Origin of the sequence: Pengzhenrongella phosphoraccumulans (assembly GCF_045689905.1) — a bacterium.
In the GTDB taxonomy this organism is placed as follows: domain Bacteria; phylum Actinomycetota; class Actinomycetes; order Actinomycetales; family Cellulomonadaceae; genus Pengzhenrongella; species Pengzhenrongella phosphoraccumulans.
Genome location: NZ_CP144210.1, coordinates 1,809,698 through 1,830,222, shown reverse-complemented (window position 1 = coordinate 1,830,222; position 20,525 = coordinate 1,809,698). Strand labels below are relative to the sequence as shown.

Below are 20,525 nucleotides of genomic sequence, written 5' to 3'. Positions count from 1 at the left end.
CTAGATCGTGAGGTAGTTCGGGTGGGGTGCCGTGACCCGCGGCTCAATGGCCGGGTTCGGAGCCATCGGGGCTCCCCCGCCGAGGTGTACACCCTCGAGCAGGTCAAGTGCGGCTTCGTGCTGGTTGAACGTGTAGATGTGCAGGCCGGGAGCGCCGCCGTCGAGCACCTCGTTGGCCAGCGCGACGCTGGCCCGGATGCCGACGCGGTGGCGCTCGGCCGGGTCGTCGGCCGCCGCCAGGTTCGCCAGCAGCTCGGTCGGGACCTGCACCCCGGTGAGCTGCTCGAGGCGGATGAGCCGCGCGGGGTCGGTGGTCGGGATGACGCCGGCCACGATCGGGATCGTGATCCCGATCGCGCGCGCATCGCGGATCAGGTTGAGGTAGCTGCGCGCCTCGAAGAACACCTGGGTGATGGCGAAGTCGGCGCCGGCCTCCTGCTTGGCGAGCAGCGCGCGCAGGTCTTGCTCGCGCGAGCTGCCGGCGCTGGGGTTCCCGGCCGGGAACGCGGCGACCGCGACGCTCAGCTTGTGGGCGGCGCCACGCAGCGCCTGGCTCGCCGAGGTGACGCAGCGCGCCGCCTCGACCTCGCGCAGCAGCTCGACGAGCTCGCTCGCGCGAACCAGCTCTCCCAGTGGCGGCTCGAAGTTCGGTCGATCCTTCGGCGGGTCACCGCGCAGCGCGAGGAAGTTCCGCACGCCCTCGTCGAGGAACTCCTCGATCACCGCGACGACGTCCGCGCGCGAGACGCCGACGCAGGTCAGATGGGCGATCGGGAGGACGGACGTGTGTGCCAGCAGGTGTCGCACGAGCTCGCGGGTGGTCTGCCGGGTGGAGCCCGACGCGCCGTAGGTGACCGAGATGAAGTCCGGTCGCGCGGCGGCCAGCGCCTGAATCGTCGTCGTGAGGGCCCCGAACGACTTCGGGGAGCGGGGCGGGAAGAGCTCGAACGAGACGGTCGGCCGGTCGGTCGCGGCGCGCGCGGGGGCACCCGAATCAGCGGGGTACGGCTCGGGCGGGCTCGGGCGGTCACCTGGGTGGTCGATCGGCATGTCAACTCCATCGGTCCTGGCGGAAGCACCCACACCCTTTGCAGGGGGGTTGCTGCGGCGTCATCGAGCCAGGTCTCTCAGCCGCTCTGGATGGTGTTGGGAGCATAGACCGACAGACGTCCACGCAACAGAGATCGATCGACTGGTGAGACGCCAGTCTCACTCTGCGAGCATGTACGCGCGGGTGGGCCACCTGTCGGCGCAGGTGAGGCGGGCCTTTCGTCTCGCGCTGCACGGGGCCTGCGGGCTGACAATGGGCCGATGACGCGATTGCGTGAGAACAAGGAAATGCTCCTGTTCGCGACCTCGACGGCCCTGCTGCTGATCGGGGGCCTGGCCTGGCTGCTCTCCGCGGACACGTGGGCCAGCGCGGCGTGGATCGCCGGCACGGTGCTCGGGCTCGTCTTCTCCGTCTGGTGGACCGCGGCAGCGATCCGCCGGCGCCAGCCCAGCGTCGACATCATCGCCGTGCTCGCGCTGGGTGGCGCCATCGTCGTGAACGAGCCGTTCGCGGGCGCGATGATCACGGTCATGCTGGCGAGCGGCCAGCTGCTCGAGGCGCGCGCTGCGGCGCGGGCCCGCCGCGAGCTCAGCCTCCTGGCCGAGCGCGCACCGCGCACCGCCCGCCGTCGCGTCGAGGGCGCCGTCGTCGAGGTCGGCGTGGACGAGGTGGTCGTGGGCGACCAGCTGCTGGTCGGTACCGGCCAGATCGTGCCGGTCGACGGCCGGCTCCTCACGACCGCCACCCTGGACGAGTCCGCCCTCACCGGGGAACCGCTGCCGGTCGAGCGGCTCGCCGGCGACGACCTTCGCAGCGGGGTGGTCAACTCCGGTCCGCCGATCGACTTCGTCGCGACCGCGGTGGCCGCCGAGTCGACCTACGCCGGCGTCGTGCGCATGGTCGAGCAGGCACAGGCGTCCTCCGCGCCGTTCGTGCGTGCCGCCGACCGGTTCGCCGTGCTGTTCGTCCCGTTCACGCTCGTCCTCGCGGGCGCCGCCTGGGCCCTGAGCGGCGATGCCGTCCGGGCCGTGGCCGTGCTCGTCGTGGCCACCCCGTGCCCGCTGCTGCTCGCCGCACCGATCGCGATCATGTCCGGGCTGTCGCGTGCCGCCAGCATCGGGGTCGTGATCAAGGGCGGTGGAGCGCTCGAGCGCCTGGCGGGCGGTCAGGTGATGCTCTTCGACAAGACCGGCACGCTCACCCAGGGCCACCCCGTCCTGGCCGACGTCGTGACCGCGAGCGACCGGATGGATGCCGACGAGGTGCTGCGGCTCGCGGCCTCGCTCGACCAGGTCTCCGCGCACGTCCTGGCGAGCGCCATCGTGACGGGGGGCACCCGGCGCGGGCTCACGCTCGAGATGCCGGAGGACGTCGAGGAGGTCCACGGCTACGGGCTGCAGGGGACCGTCGGTACGCATCAGGTGAAGCTCGGCAAGGCCTCCTGGATCGTCGGTGACACCACCCCGCCGTGGGTCCGCCAGGTGCGTCGGCGCGCCGACCTCGAGGGCTCGCTCACCGTCTTCGTCGCCGTGGACGGCGAGCCGGCGGGCGCGTTCCTGCTCGAGGACGCGATCCGCCCCGACGCGCCCCGGATGGTCCGCGCGCTGCGCGAGGCCGGGATCTCGCGGGTCGTGCTGGTCACCGGTGACCGTGCCGACATCGCCGACATGGTCGGACGCATCGTCGGCGTCGACTCGGTCCTGGCCGACTGCGACCCCGCGGACAAGCTGCTCGCCATCGAGCACGAGTCCACCCGCGGCGCCACGATCATGGTCGGCGACGGGATCAACGACGCGCCCGCGCTCGCGGCGGCCGGCGTCGGGGTCGCGCTCGCCTCGCGGGGGGCGACCGCGTCGTCCGAGGCGGCCGACGTCGTCCTCACGGTCGACCGCATCGACGCCCTCGCCGACGCGATCCTCATCTCCCGGCGCTCGAAGCGGATCGCGTTGCAGGCCGTGCTCATCGGGATGGGCCTGTCGGTCGTCGCGATGGTCGTGGCGTCGGTCGGGCTGCTCCCGCCGGCCGCCGGGGCGATCCTGCAGGAGGTCATCGACGTGATGGCGATCGGCATCGCCCTGCGGGCCGTGCTGCCCGGCAAGGTCCACTCGATCGTCATGCCGCCCGCGGACATCGCGACGGCCTTGAAGCTGCGCGCCGAGCACGACGCGGTGCTGCCGGTGATCGAGCAGATCCGGTCGGTGGCCGACGCGTTGTCGACCCATGACTGCGATCTGGTGCCCGTCCGCACGCTGCTGGACCGGCTCGAGGGTGAGCTGCTCCCGCACGAACGCGCCGACGAGGAGCTGCTCGTGCCGCTCGTGGGTCGGGCGCTCGGGGGAACCGACGCGACCGCCGCGATGAGCCGTACGCACGCAGAGATCGAGCACCAGGTGAGCAAGCTGCGGAGGTTGCTCCTCGGGCTCGATGCCGACACCGTCCAGCCCGAGGACGTCATCGAGCTGCGCCGGTTGCTCTACGGGCTGTACGCCGTGCTGCGGCTGCACAACGCGCAGGAGGAAGAAGGCGCGTTCAGCCTGGTGCCGAGCCGGCCGGCGAGCGCGTCGAAGTAGCCCCGAGGACCACCGGGCAGGTCGCCAGGTGGTCGTCGACCAGGCCGCACGCCTGCATGGTGGCGTAGGCCGTGGTCGGGCCGACGAACCGGAAGCCCACCGCCTTGAGCTCGCGGGCCAGGGCGCGGGACTCGTCGGTCTGGGTCGGTACGTCGGTCCAGGTCGCGGGCCGTTCCCTGCCTGTCCCCGCACCCGCCGGGGCGTGCGACCAGATGAGCTCGGACAGCGTCCGGCCCTGGTCCCAGAGCGCGACGACGGCTCGGGCGTTCGCGACGGTGGCGGTGATCTTGGCGCGGTTCCGCACGATGCCGGCGTCGGCGAGCAGGCGGTCGACGTCGTCCTGGCCGAAGGCCGCGACGGTGCGCGGGTCGAAGTCGGCGAACGCCGCGCGGAACGCCGGGCGTTTGCGTAGCACCGTGATCCAGGAGAGGCCCGACTGGAACGCCTCGAGGGTCACGCGCTCGAACAGCTCGCGCTCGCCGCGCACCTGGTGGCCCCACTCGTCGTCGTGGTACGCCTCGTAGAGGGGATCGCCGTCACCGAAGCAGCGGGGGTCAGCTGTGGTCATGGGAGTCACTCTCCCTCATCGCGTCCACGCCATGACCGCCGCAGACGACGGAGCGGAGGCGGAGCACAGCGATCGACCCGCCTGGGGTCGGGCGGCCGCGCGGCCGGATGCGTCAGGACCAGCTCTGACGCCGGGGGAGCAGGGCGAGGGCCAGGCCGGACGAGGACGCCCGGGCGGAGACCAGCAGCGACTCGGCCGGTGCCGGGTGCTGCGTCGGGATCCCGTACCACTCGGCCCACGGGTCGATGGGGACGCCGGAGAGACCTGCGGCCACGGCTGCGAGGGTGTCTGCGTCGGGAACGCTTCCTACCGCGGCGAGTACCGCGAGGGTGCCGTACAGGTCTGTCGTCATGCATATGACTATCAGTCATGCCTGTGGTGACTGTCTATGACCTCGCGACCCGTCACAGCATCGACGCAGGTGGCGGTGGTGGAGGAGAAGCAGGTTCACCCGTCAGGGGTCCGCCGTTCGGCAGCAGGGTGAGAACCGCTGTCACAGTCAGCGAGCTCTGTGACACGTGGCTGTCACAGGTCAGGCCGTCGGCTCACATCGCCGGGTCAGCCCGCGAGGACCGTGCGGATCCGCTTCTCCGAGATGGGCCCGGGCGTGCCCAGCTGCTGCGCGAACAGGCTGACCCGGAGCTCCTCGAGCATCCAGCGCACCTCTGCGAGAGCGGCTGCCCGGGCCGCGTCCGGGGCCGAGCGCGCGGCTCGCGCGCGGGCGTCCGCGTACGCGTCCTCGAGCTCGCGGATGCGCCAGGCGGTCTCGGCGTCGCGGTGCGGGTCGTCGGCCGCCTTGGACAGGCGGTGGCGCGCGGCCTTGAGATACCGCACGAGGTGCGGCAGCCGGGCGGCACCGGTCTCGGTCACGAAGCCGTCGTGCACGAGCGCGGCGGCCTGGTCCCGGATGTCCTGGAGCGTGTTGAGCAGCGCCAGGCTCGTGGCGCTGCGGATCGCGCCGTCGAGCTCGCGCGCGGCGGTGAGGACCGCGACGAGGTCGGCGACGAGGCGGAAGACCGTGTCCTCGAGGTCGCGCCGGACGGCCTCGCGCAGCGCGGCGTAGGCCACCGCGTCCCGGACCGCCGAGCCGGCGGCGGGCGGGCGCGCATCGAGCAGCGCGTCGACCGCGGCCAGCTGGACGTCCGCGACGAGCGCGTCGGTGCTGCGGTACGGGCTCGCGGCGAGCGTGAGCGCCTGGGTGCCGGACCACCGCGTCGTGATCCGCGCGGTCGCCAGCCCGGTCTCGAGCACGAGCAGCCGTCGCAGGCCGCGTCGGTGCTCGGCGCCCTGCAGGGCCGGGTCAGCGAGCACGCGCAGGGCCACCTGGAGCGCGCGGGCGGGTCCCGGCTCCTCGACCAGCGCGGGGTACCCGCGCACGACGATGCCGGCGACGGGCGTCTCCACCACGAGCGGGATCACGCCGCCGGTCAGGTCGGTCGGCCACGTGGTGAGCCCGAGCCGCTCCGCGATCGCGGGTGCCGCGGCCGGTTGCGCCGGGGTGGGTGCCCGGCTGGGCGCCGCACCAGAATCAGTCCCGGATGATGCGGTGGCGTTCGTCGTGGTCGACGGTGCGGCAGCCGACGTTGAGGCAGCCGACGCCGCGGCGCCCACCCGGCCGCCGGGCGTCGTCGGGCCCGGCTTCGACCCGTCGCCCTTCTGCACGGGCTTGGACGCTTTGTTCGAGGCCCGCACCGCGTCCCGGACGGCCGAGCGCACCGCGACGCGGACCGCGTCCTGCGTGTGGGCCGCGAGACGCCGCTGGAGCGCGACGAGATCCTTGCTCTCGTCGACCATGAGGTTCTCGCCGGCGCGCTCCTCGTGCACGCGGAACGTCATCCGCAGGTGCGCGGGCAGGCGCTCGTCGTCCCACGCGTCGTCGGGGATCTCGACCCCGCGCAGCGCGCGGACCGCGCTGGCGACGGCGTCGTGCAGGGAACCGGCCATGTCGCCGGCGCGGACCGTGTCGATCCACGACGGCAGGTGTTCGTCGATCCAGCCGACGACGTCGCGGGCGACGTCGGGCGCGGGCACCAGCTGGACCCGCACGGGCTTGGCGAGCGAGCGGATCAGCGCGACGACCAGCTCCTCGCGGACCCCCGGGACCATCCAGTCGAAGCCCTCGGGCCGCACGCGGTTGAGCACGACGACGGGGATGTGCACGGTCACGCCGTCGGCGTCGGTGCCGGGCTCGAACTGATAGGTCAGGGGCAGCTCGAAGTCGCCCTGGGGCCAGGTCGACGGGAAGTCGGCCTCGCTGACGGCGCCGAGCTCGGCGTCCGGCACGAGCATGGCGAGCGTGAAGGTGAGCAGGTCCGGCTCGGTGCGCCCGGCGGTCTTCCACCACGTGTCGAAGTGGCGCGCAGAGACGACGTCGGCCGGGATGCGCTCGTCGTAGAAGGCATACATCGCGTCGTCGTCGACCACGAGGTCACGGCGCCGGGCACGGTGCTCGAGGCTCTCCGCCTGGTCGAGCAGGGCGCGGTTGGCGTGGAAGAACTCATGGTGCGTGGTCCACTCGCCCTCGACCAGCGCGTGCCGGATGAACAGCTCGCGGGCGTACTCGGGGTCGACCTTGGAGAAGAGCACGCGGCGCTGCGCGACGATCGGCACCCCGTAGAGCAGCACCTTCTCGGACGCCATCGCCGCGCCCTGCTTGGTCGACCAGGCCGGCTCGGAGTAGGTGCGCTTGACCAGGTGGCCGGCGAGGTCCTCGGCCCACTCGGGCTGGATCCGGGCGGCGTCGCGCCCCCAGAGCCGCGAGGTCTCGACGAGCTCGCCGACCATGATCCAGGCCGGGGGCTTCCGCGACAGCGGCGAGCCGGGGAAGATCGCGAACCGCGCCCCGCGCGCGCCGAGGTACTCGTTGCGGGCGCCCTTGCGGACCGACGACGCCGACTTCTTCGCGCGGTGCGCGGGCGCGGCCTTGACCTCGGTGGCCTCCTGCATGCCGATCTGCGAGAGCAGCCCGGACAGCAGCGAGACGTGGATGCGGTCGGCGTCCCACTCGAGCCGGAGGTTCGACTCGTCGGGGGCGGTGTCGCTCGCGAGGAGGGTCTGGGCGGCGCCCGGCGCGGTCCGACGACGGGGCGGGGTGCTGACTGCGGCCGTGCTCGTCCCGGCGCCGGCCGACGCGCCCTTCGCGGCGCTCGTGGACGTGTGCAGCGCGTCCGGGTGACCGCCGTCCGCGGCCAGGCCGCCCGACCCGGCGAGCGCCTGGTCGCCGTCGGGCAGGGGACGCGGGCGGGCGGGCTCGACGCGGATGCCGAGCGGCTTGGCCATCTCGCGCAGCTGGGTGACGACGTCCTGCCACTCGCGCAGACGCATGTAGTTGAGGTGCTCGTGCTTGCACATGCGGCGGAAGGCCGAGCTCCCGAGCTCGCGCTGCGAGTACTTCACGTGCTCCCAGAGGTTGAGGTACGTGAGGAAGTCCGACGTGGGGTCGGCGAACCGGGCGTGCAGCTGGTCGGCCTGCTGGCGCTGCTCCAGCGGGCGCTCGCGCGGGTCCTGGATCGACAGCGCGGCGGCGATGATCATGACCTCGCGCGCGACGCTGCGGCGGCCGCCCTCGACGATCATCCGGCCCAGGCGCGGGTCCATGGGCAGCTGCGCGAGGGCGCGGCCGACGTCGGTCAGCTGCGCGCCGACCTTCCGCGCGTCCGACGCGGTCGGGTGGGTGCCGTCGGGGTGGTCGCCGGCGGTCGTCGGGATCGTCTCGAGGGCGCCGAGCTCGGTGAGGAGCTGGACGCCGTCGCGGATCGAGCGGGTGTCGGGCGGCTCGACGAACGGGAAGTGCGCGACGTCGTCGGGCGTGGAGGCGACCCCGACCGCGACCATCTGCAGGATCACAGCGGCGAGGGAGGTGCGCAGGATCTCCGGCTCGGTGAACTCGGGGCGCGAGTCGAAATCGCTTTCCGAATACAGCCGGATCGCGATGCCGTCCGCGACGCGGCCGCACCGACCCGCGCGCTGGTTGGCGGAGGCCTGCGAGATCGGCTCGATCGGCAGCCGCTGGACCTTGGTCGCCTTGGAGAACCGAGAGATCCGGGCGGTGCCGGGGTCGATGACGTAGCGGATCCCGGGGACGGTCAGCGAGGTCTCGGCGACGTTGGTCGCGAGCACGAGACGGCGGGTGGTGTGCCGCTCGAAGACCCGGTGCTGCTCGGCCGACGACAGCCGCGAGTACAGCGGGATGATCTCGACCGCGTCGGTGCGGCGCTGGTCGGCGACCCGCGGGCCGAGGTGCCCGGCGAGCGCGTCGGCGGCGTCGCGGATCTCCCGCTCGCCCGAGAAGAACACCAGGATGTCGCCGGGACCCTCGGCGCACAGCTCGTCGACGGCCTCGCAGATCGCGGTCAGCGGGTCGCGGTCCTCGGCCTCCTTCTTCGCGCCGGGGTGCCGTCGGTCCGAGCCCGCGCGCGACCTCCCGCGCGACTGGTCGGACGCGCCCGCACCCGCGGACGGGTCGACGTCGGCGGGGTCGGGCTCGTCGGGAGACAGCGGGCGGTACCGGAGCTCGACCGGGTAGGTGCGTCCGGTGACCTCGACGACGGGGGCCGGCACGCCGTCGGGCCCGGCGAAGTGCTCCGCGAACCGCGTCGAGTCGATCGTGGCCGAGGTGATGATCACCTTGAGGTCCGGGCGCTGCGGCAGCAGCCGGGTGAGGTACCCGAGGATGAAGTCGATGTTGAGCGATCGCTCGTGCGCCTCGTCGATGATCAGGGTGTCGTAGGCGCGCAGCATCGGGTCGCGCTGGATCTGCGCGAGCAGGATGCCGTCGGTCATGACGCGCACGAGCGTGCCGTCCGACGACGTGTCGGTGAACCGCACCTGGTAGCCGACGATCTCGCCGAGCGGGGTCCCGATCTCCTCGCTGATGCGCTCGGCGACGGTGCGCGCCGCGATCCGCCGGGGCTGGGTGTGGCCGATCTGGCCGGCGCGGCCCCGCCCGAGCTCGAGCAGGATCTTCGGCAGCTGGGTCGTCTTGCCGGACCCGGTCTCGCCCGAGACGATCACCACCTGGTGGTCGCGGATCGTCGCGGAGATGTCCTCGCGGCGCGCCGAGACCGGCAGGTCGGGCGGGTACGTGATCGGCGGGACGACGACGGCGCGTCGGACCGTCGCCTTGCGGCTCGCGCGGGGAGCCTGGCGGGCGTCGAGCGCCGCCGGGGTCTCGTGGGAGCCCGGACGACGGTTGCGCGGCGGCCGGTTGGCCCGCGCGGTCCGGTCGGCGCGCTCAGGTCGGTTGGTGCGCTCAGGTCGGCCGTTGCGCGCGGGCCGGTCGGTGGTGGGGGGCGCCGAGTCGGTGGTGGCAGGCGCCGGGTCGGTGAGAGAGGGCGCCGAGTCGGTGGTGGCGGGCGGCCCCTCGGTCGTGGGCAGCGGCCCGCCGGTCACGTCCTTGGCTGGCGTCGTGGTTCGGCCGCCGCGGCCACGCGAGGCCCCGCCGCGACGTCGTCGGCCACGGGAGGGTGAGGAGCCGTTGCCGGACTGCGGTGTCGACTGCCCACCGTCCGGTCCCGCCGCGATCTGCTCCACGACCGTCCATTCTCCCCGACCGGAGCCGCTACCCCTTCCAACCGCCCAGTTTTCCGAGGAATCGGTGCGTCCGGCGCGCACATCTCCCTGAGAAGCGGGGGGTGGGGACGGGTGAGCGGGGGGAGGTGGTCAGCGGGGGGTCGGGTCGCGGAGCTTGGTGCACAGCCGGGCGAGCTCGGCCTGCTCCTCGGGCGACAGCGCCGTGCCGACGCGCGCGACGATCGATCGCGCGTGCCGCCGGCCGGTCTCCTGCTGCACCTCGCGGCCCAGGTCGGTGAGGACGACTCGCGTGCCGCGCCCGTCCTGCGGGTCGCGCGCGCGGTGGACCAGCCCGTCCGACTCCATCCGCTCGACGAGCCGGCTGAGGCCCGGCTGGCTGAGCCGCACGTGCTCCGCGAGCTCGTGCAGCCGGACGCCGGTGGGCGCGCAGTCGGTCAACGTGTAGAGCACGTCGTACTCGGGCATCGTCACCGGTCCGCCGCGGAAGTCCTCGGCGAACTCCTTGATCAGGGTGATCTGGGCGCGCAGGAGCGACTCCCAGGCTTCGACGGCCGAATGCATCGAGGACCTCCTTGAAGACCCATGCGCTGGCATCGACTGTATCGGCACGCCGGTCGGCCGCTCGGGTCGCCAGGTCTCGCGACCGTCATCGGCCGCACCGATCCACCGGTGCCCGGCGAGGAGCGTCGGGGATGTGGGTGGGGGCGGCTACCTTCGGGGCATGCGACTCCTGCACACGTCCGACTGGCACCTGGGCCGGACCCTGCACGGGGTCGACCTGCTCGAGCACCAGGCCGCGTTCCTCGACCACCTCGTGGAGCTCACGCGCTCCGAGGGGGTCGACGCCGTCCTGGTCGCGGGCGACGTCTACGACCGCGCGGTGCCGCCGGTCGAGGCCGTCACGCTGCTCTCCGAGACCCTCGCGCGCCTGTCGGAGCACGCCGTCGTGGTGGTGACGTCGGGCAACCACGACTCCGCGATCCGGCTCGGCTTCGGTGCGGGCCTCATGCGGGCGGGCGTCCACCTGCGCACGCGCGTGGCCGACGTCGCGTCGCCCGTCACCCTGGCTTCTCGCGCCGGCACCGGGGACGCTCCGGTGCTCGTGTACGGCCTGCCGTACCTCGACCCGGACGTGGTGCGCCGGGCGCTGGCGCCCGTCCCGGCCGAGCCGCTCGCCCGGTCGCACGAGGCCGTCACGGGCGCGGCGTTGGACCGCGTGCGCGCGGACCTGGCCGGCCGGACGGCGGCCGCCGCGGCCGCGGGGACCCTCGCGCCGCGCGCCGTCGTGATCGCGCACGCGTTCGTGCTCGGGGGTGAGGCCTCGGAGTCCGAGCGGGACATCCGGGTCGGTGGCGTCGACCACGTGCCCGCCGGGCTGTTCGCGGGGTTCGACTACGTCGCGCTCGGGCACCTGCACGGGCCGCAGCGGATCGCGGGCCCGGTCGGCACCGTGCTGCGGTACTCGGGCTCGCCGCTGGCCTACTCGTTCTCCGAGCTGCACCAGGTGAAGTCGAGCGTGCTGATCGACGTCGGCCCGGACGGCGTCGTCGGCGCCCCGCGACTGGTCCCCGCGCCGGTCCCGCGGCGGATCGCGGAGGTGACCGGGACGCTCGAGGAGCTCCTCGGGGCTGCCGGGGAGCCGTACGTCGCCGACTGGTTGCGCGTGATCGTGACCGACGTCGCCCGGCCGCCCGAGCTGTACGCGCGTCTCAAGGTGCGGTTCCCGCACGCCCTGGTGGTCCAGCACCGACCGCCGACGGCGGCAGGCGAGCGCGAGCACGTGGCGGTGACCTCGGCGCGCGACCCGCTCGAGGTGGCCGCGGAGTTCGTCCAGCACATCACCGCCGCCGGACCCACCGTCGCCGAGGCGGACGCGCTGCGCGCCGCGCTCGAGCACGTCCTCGCGCTCGATCGCAGCGCCTGATGCACCTGCGCTCGCTCACGCTGCAGGCGCTCGGGCCGTTCACCGGGACCTACACGATCGACTTCGAGCAGCTCGGCGCATCCGGGCTGTACCTGCTCGAGGGCCCGACCGGCTCGGGCAAGTCCACGATCATCGACGCGATCGTGTTCGCCCTGTACGGCAAGGTCGCCTCGGCGGACTCGAGCGACGACCGGCTGCGGTCGGGCTACGCCGACCCTGACACCGAGACGTTCGTCGACCTGGTGTTCGAGACCGGCTCGGGCGAGTACCGCGTGCTGCGCAGCCCCGAGTGGCAGCGCGCCAAGAAGCGCGGCGCGGGCACCACCAAGCAGCAGGCGTCGGTCAAGCTGTGGCGCCTCGCCGGACCCGACGGCGCGTTGGAGCCGGGGACGGTGGACCCCGCAGGCGGCGAGCTGATCTCGACGCGGCTGGACGAGGCGGGCGCGGAGATCCAGCGGGCGATCGGGCTCGACCGTGCCCAGTTCGTGCAGACGATCGTGCTGCCGCAGGGGGAGTTCGCCAGCTTCCTGCGCGCGGACCCCGAGCACCGCCGCAGCCTGCTGCAGAAGGTTTTCGGTACCGCCGTGTACGAGCGGGTCCAGGACCAGCTCGCCGTGATGCGTCAGGACGCCCAGCGCGCCGTCGGCGCGGCCCGCACGGACGTCGGCGCAGCCGTGGCCCACTTCCTCGGGGCCGCGGAGATCGCTGATGGCGCTCAGATCACTCATGACGCGCAGATCACCCATGGCGCGCAGATCACCGACGTCGCGGAGATCACCGACGACGCCGTCGGGGGCGCGGCCGGGCACGGGTCGCTGGCCTCGGCGAGCGAGTTGCGCGCGTTCGCGGACACGGCCTCCGCCGAGGTGCTGCCGGCGGTGCGGGCGCACGTCGACGCACTTGCGGCCGCCGCGGCGGAGGCGGCCGCCTCCGCCGCGATCGCCCGGGACGGGCTGGCCGGGGCACGGTCGGGTTTCGACACGGCTCGGGCGCTGGCAGACGCCATCGCGCAGCGCGACGCCCTGCGCGCCGAGCGCGACCGGCTCGCCCAGGACGCGCCCGCCCGGGCCGCCGACGTCGAGCGCCGCGACCTGGCCCGGCGCGCGGCGGTCGTCACCTCCGTCCTCACCGCCGCCGAGGTCGCCGCCGCGGCCGCGGAGCAGGCCCGGGATCGGCTCACCCGCGCCCGGGCACAGGTGCCCGCCGAGCTCGCCCTGCTCGATCGCGTCGGCCTGACCGCGGCCCGCGACGACTACGCCGCCCAGGCCGCGACCCTTGCTCGGCTCGCCGACCTCGAGCGCGACCTGCCCGACCGCCGTCGCCATCTGGCGGCCGACCAGGCGACCCTCGCGCGCGCCCTGGCCGAGCAGGAGAGCCTGGCGGCGGACGCCGCGACCCGGCCGGCCGTGCGCGCCGAGATCCTCAGGGCGACCGCCGCCGCCCGGGAGGTTGCCGCGGACCTGCCCGCCCGCCGCCAGCAGGAAGCCGCCGCCCGCGCCGCAGCGGAGGCCGCGCGGTCGGCCGAGACTCTCGCGGTGACGCTCTCCGCCGCCATCGCGGCCGCCGCTGAGGCGCTCGCGACGGCCCGCGAGGCGATTGCGGGCGAGGCGTACCTGCGCAGTCGCCGGCTCGCGGGGATCGCCGGTGAGCTGGCCGCCGGCCTCGCCGCGGATGCGCCGTGCCCGGTGTGCGGCGCGCTCGAGCACCCGCACCCCGCGGGGATCGCCGTCGACCATGCCACGGCCGAGCAGGTCGAGGCCGCCGAGGCGGTCCGCGCTGCCGCGGAGCAGGCGTCCACCCGAGCGTCCGGCATCGTGGCGACGCTGACCGAGCGGCTCGCCGGACAGCGCGCGCTCGCCGGCCCGAAGACCGCGGCCGAGCACGACGCCGACGCGGCCGACCTGGCCGTGCTCGTCGCGATGGCCGTCTCCGCCCGCACCGAGCTCGACGTGCTCCGGGCGGCGCTCGCCGACCACGACGCCGCCACCGAGGAGGCGCTCCTGCGCGCTCGCGCGCTCGACACGGCGATCGCGACCGCGCGGGCCGCGATCGCGGCGCTGACGTCCGACCTCGCCGCCGACATCCACGAGATCGACGCCGCACGTGGTTCCGCGCCGACCGTCGCTGCTGTGGTCGCGGAGCTGCGCGAGAAGGTCGTGGCGTGCGGCGCGCTCGCGACGGCGCTCGAGGCTGCCGACCGGGCCGAGCAGGACCTCACCACCCGGTCGAGGGAGCTCGCCGACGCTCTCGCGGCCAACGGGTTCGCCGATGCCGCGACAGCCCGGGCCGCCCTGCTGCCCCCCGCCGACCTCGTCCGGCTGGAGGCGACGGTCGACGTGCACGCCGCCGCGGTCGCCCGGGTCGCAGACGGCCTGGCCGCCCCCGCGATCGCCCGGCTGACGGACGACGTCGTCGTCGATCTGGACGCGGCGCAGGCGGAGCTGGACGGTGCGGAGGCGGCCGCAGGTGCCGCCAGCGGTGCGGCCGCGCTCGCGACCCGGGCCGCGACGTCGGCCGCGGGGGCGATGGGTGCGGTCGAGGCGGCGCTCGAGTTCCTGCAGACGGCGCGCGACCTGGCCCGGCCGGTGGTGCGGATGGCCGACCTGGCCGCGGCGTCGGGCGGCGACAACACCAAACGGCTGACCCTCGCCACGTACGTGCTGGTCAAGCGCTTCGAGGACGTGGTCGCGGCGGCGAACGACCGGCTGCTGTCGATGTCGGACGGGCGGTTCGAGCTCGTGCGCAGCGACGAGCGCGAGGACGTGCGCAGCCGGCGAACCGGACTGTCGATGAAGGTCATCGACCACCGGATGGAGGCCGCGCGCGATCCGCGCACGCTGTCGGGCGGCGAGACCTTCTACGTCTCGCTCTGCCTGGCGCTGGGGATGGCCGACGTCGTGACCGCCGAGGCGGGCGGGATCGAGCTCGGGACGCTGTTCGTCGACGAGGGCTTCGGCTCGCTCGACCCGGAGACGCTCGAGGCCGTGCTGGTCGAGCTCGGCAAGCTGCGGGCGGGCGGGCGAGTGGTGGGGGTCGTCTCCCACGTCGAGGCGCTCAAGCAGTCGATCGCGGAACGGATCGAGGTCCGCCGGCTGCCCGACGGCTCGAGCACCCTGACGGTTCGGGCCGGCTGACGGTCGGGTTGGCTGACGCGCGAGGCTGACGTCGGCCGTCCTCAGCGCGCGGAAGCCTCGCGGTAGCCGTGCCGCACCAAAGTGCGGACGGGCGCGGCGGCCGGCGTCACGCTGACGCTGTCGAGGTCGAGCATCCCCTCGGCCGGTCCGCCACTACCGAACCCGGTGCCGCCGAGCGAGACGCCCGGCCAGGGCGCACGGGCGGCGGCGTCGTGCAGCGCTCGCCAGGGCGGCGGGACGGGGCCGCGCCGCAGGAAGTACTGCAGCAGCTCCGCGGTGGCGCGGGTGTCCCCGATCGCCGAGTGCGCGCCGGAGTGGATCACGCCGGCCTGCTCGCAGCTGATCGCGAGCGTGCGCCGCGGTCCGGGCAGGTGCTGCCGTGCGAGCGCCTGCGTGCACAGGCACTGGCCGGGCTCCAACGGGACGGTCATCCCCGCGGCGGCGAACTCGGCGGCGAGGAAACGCGCGTCGAACGCGATGTTGTGCCCGACGACGAGGCGACCCGCGAACAGGGAGGCGAGGTACCGCGCGACCTCGGGAAAACGGGGCGCGCGCGCGACCTCGGCTGCGGTGATCCCGTGCACGTGGGTCGGGCCGACGCCGCGGTCCGGGTTGAGGAGGGTCTCCCACTCCCGCTCGACGCGCCCCTGTGCGTCGAGCAGCACGACGGCCACCTCGAGCACCCGGTCGCCGTGTGCGGGTGAGAACCCGGTGGTCTCGGTGTCGACGACCGCATACCCGCTCATGGTCGCCAACCCTCGCACCCCAACCCGGAGTCCCCCGCCCCCACGCCGCCCAACCCCCGCGAACTCGGAGGTTTGCGTCGAACTCGTACACCGGGGTGTCCGAGTTCGCGTGAAACCTCCGAGTTCGCGAGTAGGCGGGGGGAGGGAGGAGGGGGGAAGGAGGGGTTACCAGGACCAGCCGCGGGAGGTGAGCTCTACCTCTTCGCGGAAGCGTTCGGACTCGTCGCCCGGATCGGTGGCGTGGGTGGCCACGCCGGCCAGGACGCAGGCTTCGGCGAGCAGGGCGTCGTACGCGCGCTGGGTCGCCTCGAGGTGGTGGGCGCGCGCGAACGCGGTCTCGTCACGCTCGAGCGCTCGGACCTCATCGGCCACCGCGCTCAGCCGGGTCTGCACGCGCAGGACCTCGAACGGGTTCGGTGGCGTGCCGCGACGCCGGTGCAGCAGTCGGACGATGCGACGGGGACGGCGCCGTCTCCCCGGCTCGGGCGCGGCATCCGGACCGCGCGGCCTAGTGCGCGACGGCGACCGCAGGCGTCGCCACAGCGGTCGTAGCGCCCACAGTGCGACCGCCGCCAACAGGATCAGCGGAATCCAGCGCATCGGTTCGTCCCGTTCGGCGAGATCTGCTTCCAGATTAGGGCGCCGATCGGCGCGTCGCTAGTACGGCTGGGGGCTCAGTTCTGGTGCTCCCGCCATGCCTGCGCGACGCCTGCGCCACGACTGGAGTTTGCGTGCCTCCTACCCGTGTCCTGCGCGGGTCGCCTCGTACAGTGGCCTGCATGGGAGCTCGCGGCGTGGCCATCGGCACGACCGTCTTCGTGCTGCTCGCGGGCGGCGCGGTGGTGGTCGACCGGGTCGCCGTCGGCCGGGCGCAGGACCGTGCGGTCACCGAGATCCAGGCCAACGTCGAGGGGGTGTCCGGTGAGCCGGACGTCACGATCGGCGGTTTCCCGTTCCTCACCCAGCTCGCGGCCGGCAAGCTCAGCCACGTCACCGCCCACGCGGAGGGGCTCACGCTCGACGGGGTCGAGGTGACCGACGTCGAGGTCGACGCCGATGGAGTCACCACCACCGAGCCGTACTCCGTCGACAACGCTGCGCTCACCGGCACCCTCTCGGCGGCCGAGCTCAACAAGCTCGTCGCGGCGAACTCGGACCTCGACGTCGACCTCCAGATCGCCGACGACCAGCTCACGGCCGCCACGAAGGTGCTCGGCCTCGACGTGACGGCGGCCCTGGTGCCGCGGGTCGACAACGGTGAGATCCGGGTGGACGTCGCGTCGGTCACCTTCGGTGGCTTCACCGTCGCCGTCGCCGATCTGCCGGGGGTGCTCGCCGGGCAGCTGAGCGACCTCACGGTTCCGATCGCCGGCCTGCCCGCCGGCTTCACGCTGTCGGACGTCGCGGTCCAGGGCGGCGGCGTGCGGATCACCGCCACGGGCCTCGACGTGGTGCTGCCGGCCGCGAGCCCGACCCCCTGACCTGCAGCATCCCGGTTGGCGTGCTGCCAGAGTGGAGCGATGACCTCCGGGATCCGGCACGTGACCGTCGACTGCGCCCACCCGTACGAGCTGGCGCTGTTCTGGGCGCGCGTGCTCGGCTCGGCGGTCGACGAGCAGGACCGGCCGGACGACGAGGTCGTGCTGGTCCCGACGGGCGACATCGGGATGCTGTTCGGCCGGGTGCCCGAGGGCAAGACGGTGAAGAACCGGTTGCACGTCGACCTGCAGCCCAGCGACCGCACCCGCGACGAGGAGGTCGCGCGGCTCCTCGACCTGGGCGCCGTCCACGTCGACGACCAGCGCACGCCCGACGGCCGCGGCTGGGTCGTCCTCGCGGACCCGGAGGGCAACGAGTTCTGCGTCGAGCGCGGCGAGTCCGAGCGCGGGCTGGACTGACCCGAGCACCGAGCACCGAGCACCGAGCACCGAGCACCGAGCACCGAGCACCGAGCACCGAGCACAGCCGTCCTCGTGCCACTCGTCGGCCGTCAGCCGGACCCAGCCGCGACGACCTCGCACCGCCCGAGCTCGCGCGCGATCGCGTCGCGTTCGGCCGCCGTGACCCACAGCCCGTAGGCGGCCTTGACCCGGACCTGCCGGATCACGTAGCGGCAGCGGAACGGCTTGTGCGGCGGCAGCCAGGTCGCGGCGTCGCCGGCACCCTTCTCCTGGTTGAGCGGGCCGTCGACGGCCAGGAGGTTCGCCGGGTCGTTCGCGAACGCCTCCCGAACCTCGGGGCTCCACCCCTGCGCGCCCTTCTGCCACGCCTCGGCGAGGGCGACGACGTGGTCGATCTGCACGTCCGCGCTCGTCTCGGGCCCCCGGGCGAACGCGATGGCCGTGCCGCTGTACGGGTCCGCGAGCGTGCCCGAGCGCACCTGGCAGTCCCTCGTCCCGGGGGTGAACGTCACCGCGGTGAGGTCGCGGCCGAGGATGTCGTTGCGGGTGTCGCACCCGTTGCGGTCGACGTCTGCCCAGGCGGGCCCGAACTGGTCGCGGTCGTACCCGGTGCTCGGGGCCCGGCCCTTGACCTCGAGCGCGTCCAGCGCAGCGCGCGCGGACGCGACGTCGTCGGCGGTGACCGGGTAGCGCAGCCCGGCGGCCGCCGTCGTGATCCCCCCGGCCGCCAGGGCGAGCCCGACGGCGACTGCGAGCCCGGACGCGACGTAAGCGGCGAGCACCACCGTCCGCGGGGCGCGCGGCCCGCGCCGGGTGCCCGCCCGAGGGCGCCGCGCAAGCCATGGCGGGTCGACGGACGGTGCGGAGCGGTGCGAGTGGGAGGGCACATCGGCGAGCGTGCCACGAGGTGCCGACGTCGGGCCGGGGCGTCCTGAGCCGTGTGGAGAGCACGGCTCAGGCGCCGCCCGAGGTCGGTCCGCCCGGGCACTACCCTGCGAACCATGGCTACTCCGCACATCTCCGCCGCGCCCGGTGACTTCGCCCCCGACGTGCTCATGCCCGGCGACCCGCGCCGCGCGCGCCACATCGCCGAGACCGTGCTCGACGACGCCCGGCTGGTCACCGAGGTACGCGGCATCCTGGGGTACACCGGCACGCACCAGGGCCGGCCGGTGTCGGTGCTCGCGTCCGGCATGGGCATGCCGTCGATCGCCATCTACGCCACGGAGCTGTTCCGCTTCTTCGGCGTGCGCCGGATCATCCGGATCGGTACAGCCGGGGGCATGGCGCCGATCCTCGAGGTGGGCGACGTCGTCATCGCGACCGCCGCGCACACCGACTCCTCGATGAGCGCGAACCGGATCCCGGGCATCCACTACAGCCACGCGCCGAGCTTTGCGCTCGCGGCGGCGGCGGTCGCGGCCGCGACGACGGCGCCCGGAACGCGGGCCGGCGCGGTGCACGCCGGGGCCGTCCTCTCGAGCGACGCCTTCTACGCGGACCGCCCGGAGACGAACGCGCTGCTCGTCGCCAGCGGCACCCTCGCGGTCGAGATGGAGGCGGCGGCGCTCTACGCGGTGGCCGACGCCGAGGGCGGCCAGGCGCTCGCGATCTGCACGATCTCCGACCTGCTGTTCCGGGACGCGTCGCTGTCCGCCGACGAGCGCGAGCTGCTGTTCGACCGGTCGGTGCAGCTCGGTCTGGCCGCGTTCGCGAACGCGTGAGGGCTTGACGCTCCCGCGCGCGCAGGAGTAACGACGGGGTATGGCATCCGAGGAGACCTTCGTCATCGTCGGCGCGAGCCTGGCCGGCGCGACCGCTGTGCAGGTGCTGCGGGAGGAAGGGTTCACCGGGCGCCTCGTGCTCCTCGGGGCCGAGCCGAACCGCCCGTACGAGCGTCCGCCGCTGTCGAAGGGTCTGCTCCAGGGCACGTCGGCGCGCGAGGACGTCTTCGTGCACCCGAGCGACTGGTACGCCTGGAACGACGTCGACCTGCGGCTCGGCACGACCGTGACCTCGATCGATCGCGCGGCGAAGACGGTCACCTGCGACGACGGCCAGACGATGGGCTACGACCGGCTACTGCTGGCGACCGGCTCCGAGCCGCGCCGCCTGCGGCTGCCGGGCGCCGACAGGGACCAGGTGGTCTACCTGCGCCAGCTCGAGGACTGCGACCGCCTCCGGATCGCGTTCGGCGAGTCGTCGCGCCTCGCGATCATCGGCGCCGGCTGGATCGGGCTCGAGGTAGCCGCGGCCGCGCGCGCCCGAGGCCTCGAGGTCACGGTGCTCGAGACCGCTGACCTGCCGCTGCTGCGGGTGCTCGGGCCGGAGGTCGCCCAGGTGTTCGCGGACCTGCACCGGGCCCACGGGGTCCACCTGCTGACCGGGGTGCAGGTCGCAGGCCTGACGGAGGAAGGCGTCGAGCTCGCCGACGGGACCACCGTGCCCGCCGACCTCGTCGTCGTCGGCGTCGGGATCGCGCCCGTGGTGACGCTCGCGGCCGACGCCGGGCTCGCGGTGTCCGACGGCGTCGACGTCGACGAGCACCTGCGAACCGCGGACCCGGCCGTGTTCGCCGCCGGGGATGTCGCGAACGCCCTGCACCCGACCCTGGGGCGCCGCCTGCGGGTCGAGCACTGGGAGAACGCGCGCCGCCAGGGAGCGCTCGCGGCGCGCTCCATGCTGGGGCAGGACGTCGTCTTCGACCGGCTGCCGTACTTCTTCTCCGACCAGTACGAGCTGGGGATGGAGTACGTCGGCTACGTCGCCCCCGGCGCGAGTGACCGCGTGGTGTTCCGAGGTGACGTCGCGCGGCACGAGTTCATCGCGTTCTGGCTCGGCGGCGGTCGGGTGCTCGCGGCGATGACGGTCAACCGCTGGGATCTCGTCGGTGACCTCGAGGCTCTCATCGTGAGTGCACGCGAGGTGGACCCGGCGCGGCTGTCGGATCCGGCGATCGGCCTCAGCGAGGTCTGACCGACCCCCAAACCGGGGCAGACCCGGACGCCGGGCGGCGACGGCGAGACGGAAGCCCGTCATCCGAGTGTCCGGCGTAGCGTGCATATCGTCTTGCCCCTTGGACACGCCGTGACTGTGCGA

Annotated in this window: 15 protein-coding genes and 1 riboswitch; of the genes, 7 read left to right on the top strand and 8 right to left on the bottom strand. The window is 73.9% G+C overall.

Annotated features, from left to right (window positions below; all coding sequences use genetic code 11):
• On the bottom strand, positions 1-1,050 hold the full coding sequence (locus VTA80_RS08460; protein ID WP_407344946.1) for a methylenetetrahydrofolate reductase: 1,050 nt from the start codon (positions 1,048-1,050) through the stop codon (positions 1-3).
• A gap of 4 nt (positions 1,051-1,054) precedes the next feature.
• A riboswitch (SAM riboswitch) is annotated at positions 1,055-1,147 on the bottom strand.
• Positions 1,148-1,311: 164 nt separating this feature from the next.
• Between VTA80_RS08460 and VTA80_RS08455 the strand changes: the two genes are divergently transcribed.
• Positions 1,312-3,621, top strand: coding sequence for a heavy metal translocating P-type ATPase (locus VTA80_RS08455; protein WP_407344945.1), 2,310 nt, complete (start codon positions 1,312-1,314; stop codon positions 3,619-3,621).
• Here VTA80_RS08455 and VTA80_RS08450 read toward each other — a convergent pair.
• The 4 genes from VTA80_RS08450 to VTA80_RS08435 form a co-directional block, all read right to left on the bottom strand.
• Positions 3,581-4,189 (bottom strand): DNA-3-methyladenine glycosylase I, encoded by a 609-nt coding sequence (locus VTA80_RS08450; RefSeq protein ID WP_407344944.1) that lies wholly within the window; start codon positions 4,187-4,189, stop codon positions 3,581-3,583. The genes VTA80_RS08455 and VTA80_RS08450 overlap by 41 nt on opposite strands.
• A gap of 112 nt (positions 4,190-4,301) precedes the next feature.
• Complete coding sequence (locus tag VTA80_RS08445) at positions 4,302-4,541, bottom strand: hypothetical protein (protein ID WP_407344943.1); 240 nt, start codon at positions 4,539-4,541, stop codon at positions 4,302-4,304.
• Between the two features lie 206 nt (positions 4,542-4,747).
• On the bottom strand, positions 4,748-9,721 hold the full coding sequence (locus tag VTA80_RS08440; RefSeq protein ID WP_407344942.1) for a DUF3418 domain-containing protein: 4,974 nt from the start codon (positions 9,719-9,721) through the stop codon (positions 4,748-4,750).
• A 129-nt stretch (positions 9,722-9,850) separates the two neighbouring features.
• Complete coding sequence (locus VTA80_RS08435; RefSeq protein WP_407344941.1) at positions 9,851-10,282, bottom strand: MarR family winged helix-turn-helix transcriptional regulator; 432 nt, start codon at positions 10,280-10,282, stop codon at positions 9,851-9,853.
• A 160-nt stretch (positions 10,283-10,442) separates the two neighbouring features.
• Here VTA80_RS08435 and VTA80_RS08430 point away from each other — a divergent pair, with 160 nt between their 5' ends.
• Positions 10,443-11,645: an exonuclease SbcCD subunit D gene (locus VTA80_RS08430; protein ID WP_407344940.1), complete on the top strand. Its 1,203-nt coding sequence runs from the start codon at positions 10,443-10,445 to the stop codon at positions 11,643-11,645.
• Entirely contained in the window at positions 11,645-14,779 is a 3,135-nt protein-coding gene (locus VTA80_RS08425) for an AAA family ATPase (RefSeq protein WP_407344939.1), read from the top strand. Before VTA80_RS08430 ends, VTA80_RS08425 begins: the two co-directional genes overlap by 1 nt.
• Positions 14,780-14,820: 41 nt before the next feature.
• Here VTA80_RS08425 and VTA80_RS08420 read toward each other — a convergent pair whose 3' ends face one another.
• Both VTA80_RS08420 and VTA80_RS08415 read right to left on the bottom strand, forming a co-directional pair.
• Positions 14,821-15,525: an exonuclease domain-containing protein gene (locus VTA80_RS08420; protein WP_407344938.1), complete on the bottom strand. Its 705-nt coding sequence runs from the start codon at positions 15,523-15,525 to the stop codon at positions 14,821-14,823.
• A gap of 165 nt (positions 15,526-15,690) precedes the next feature.
• Positions 15,691-16,125 carry a hypothetical protein gene (locus VTA80_RS08415; RefSeq protein WP_407344937.1) on the bottom strand — a complete coding sequence of 145 codons (435 nt, stop codon included), beginning with the start codon at positions 16,123-16,125 and terminating at the stop codon, positions 15,691-15,693.
• A 179-nt stretch (positions 16,126-16,304) separates the two neighbouring features.
• Here VTA80_RS08415 and VTA80_RS08410 point away from each other — a divergent pair, with 179 nt between their 5' ends.
• A complete protein-coding gene (locus tag VTA80_RS08410) occupies positions 16,305-17,006 on the top strand; it encodes a DUF2993 domain-containing protein (RefSeq protein ID WP_407344936.1) in 702 nt (233 codons plus the stop codon).
• A 39-nt stretch (positions 17,007-17,045) separates the two neighbouring features.
• Positions 17,046-17,423 carry a VOC family protein gene (locus VTA80_RS08405; RefSeq protein WP_407344935.1) on the top strand — a complete coding sequence of 126 codons (378 nt, stop codon included), beginning with the start codon at positions 17,046-17,048 and terminating at the stop codon, positions 17,421-17,423.
• A gap of 92 nt (positions 17,424-17,515) precedes the next feature.
• Here VTA80_RS08405 and VTA80_RS08400 read toward each other — a convergent pair whose 3' ends face one another.
• Complete coding sequence (locus VTA80_RS08400; RefSeq protein WP_407344934.1) at positions 17,516-18,313, bottom strand: HNH endonuclease family protein; 798 nt, start codon at positions 18,311-18,313, stop codon at positions 17,516-17,518.
• Between the two features lie 114 nt (positions 18,314-18,427).
• Between VTA80_RS08400 and VTA80_RS08395 the strand changes: the two genes are divergently transcribed.
• Both VTA80_RS08395 and VTA80_RS08390 read left to right on the top strand, forming a co-directional pair.
• A complete protein-coding gene (locus VTA80_RS08395; protein WP_407344933.1) occupies positions 18,428-19,150 on the top strand; it encodes a purine-nucleoside phosphorylase in 723 nt (240 codons plus the stop codon).
• 40 nt (positions 19,151-19,190) lie between these two features.
• Entirely contained in the window at positions 19,191-20,402 is a 1,212-nt protein-coding gene (locus VTA80_RS08390; RefSeq protein WP_407344932.1) for an NAD(P)/FAD-dependent oxidoreductase, read from the top strand.
• Positions 20,403-20,525: the final 123 nt, after the last annotated feature.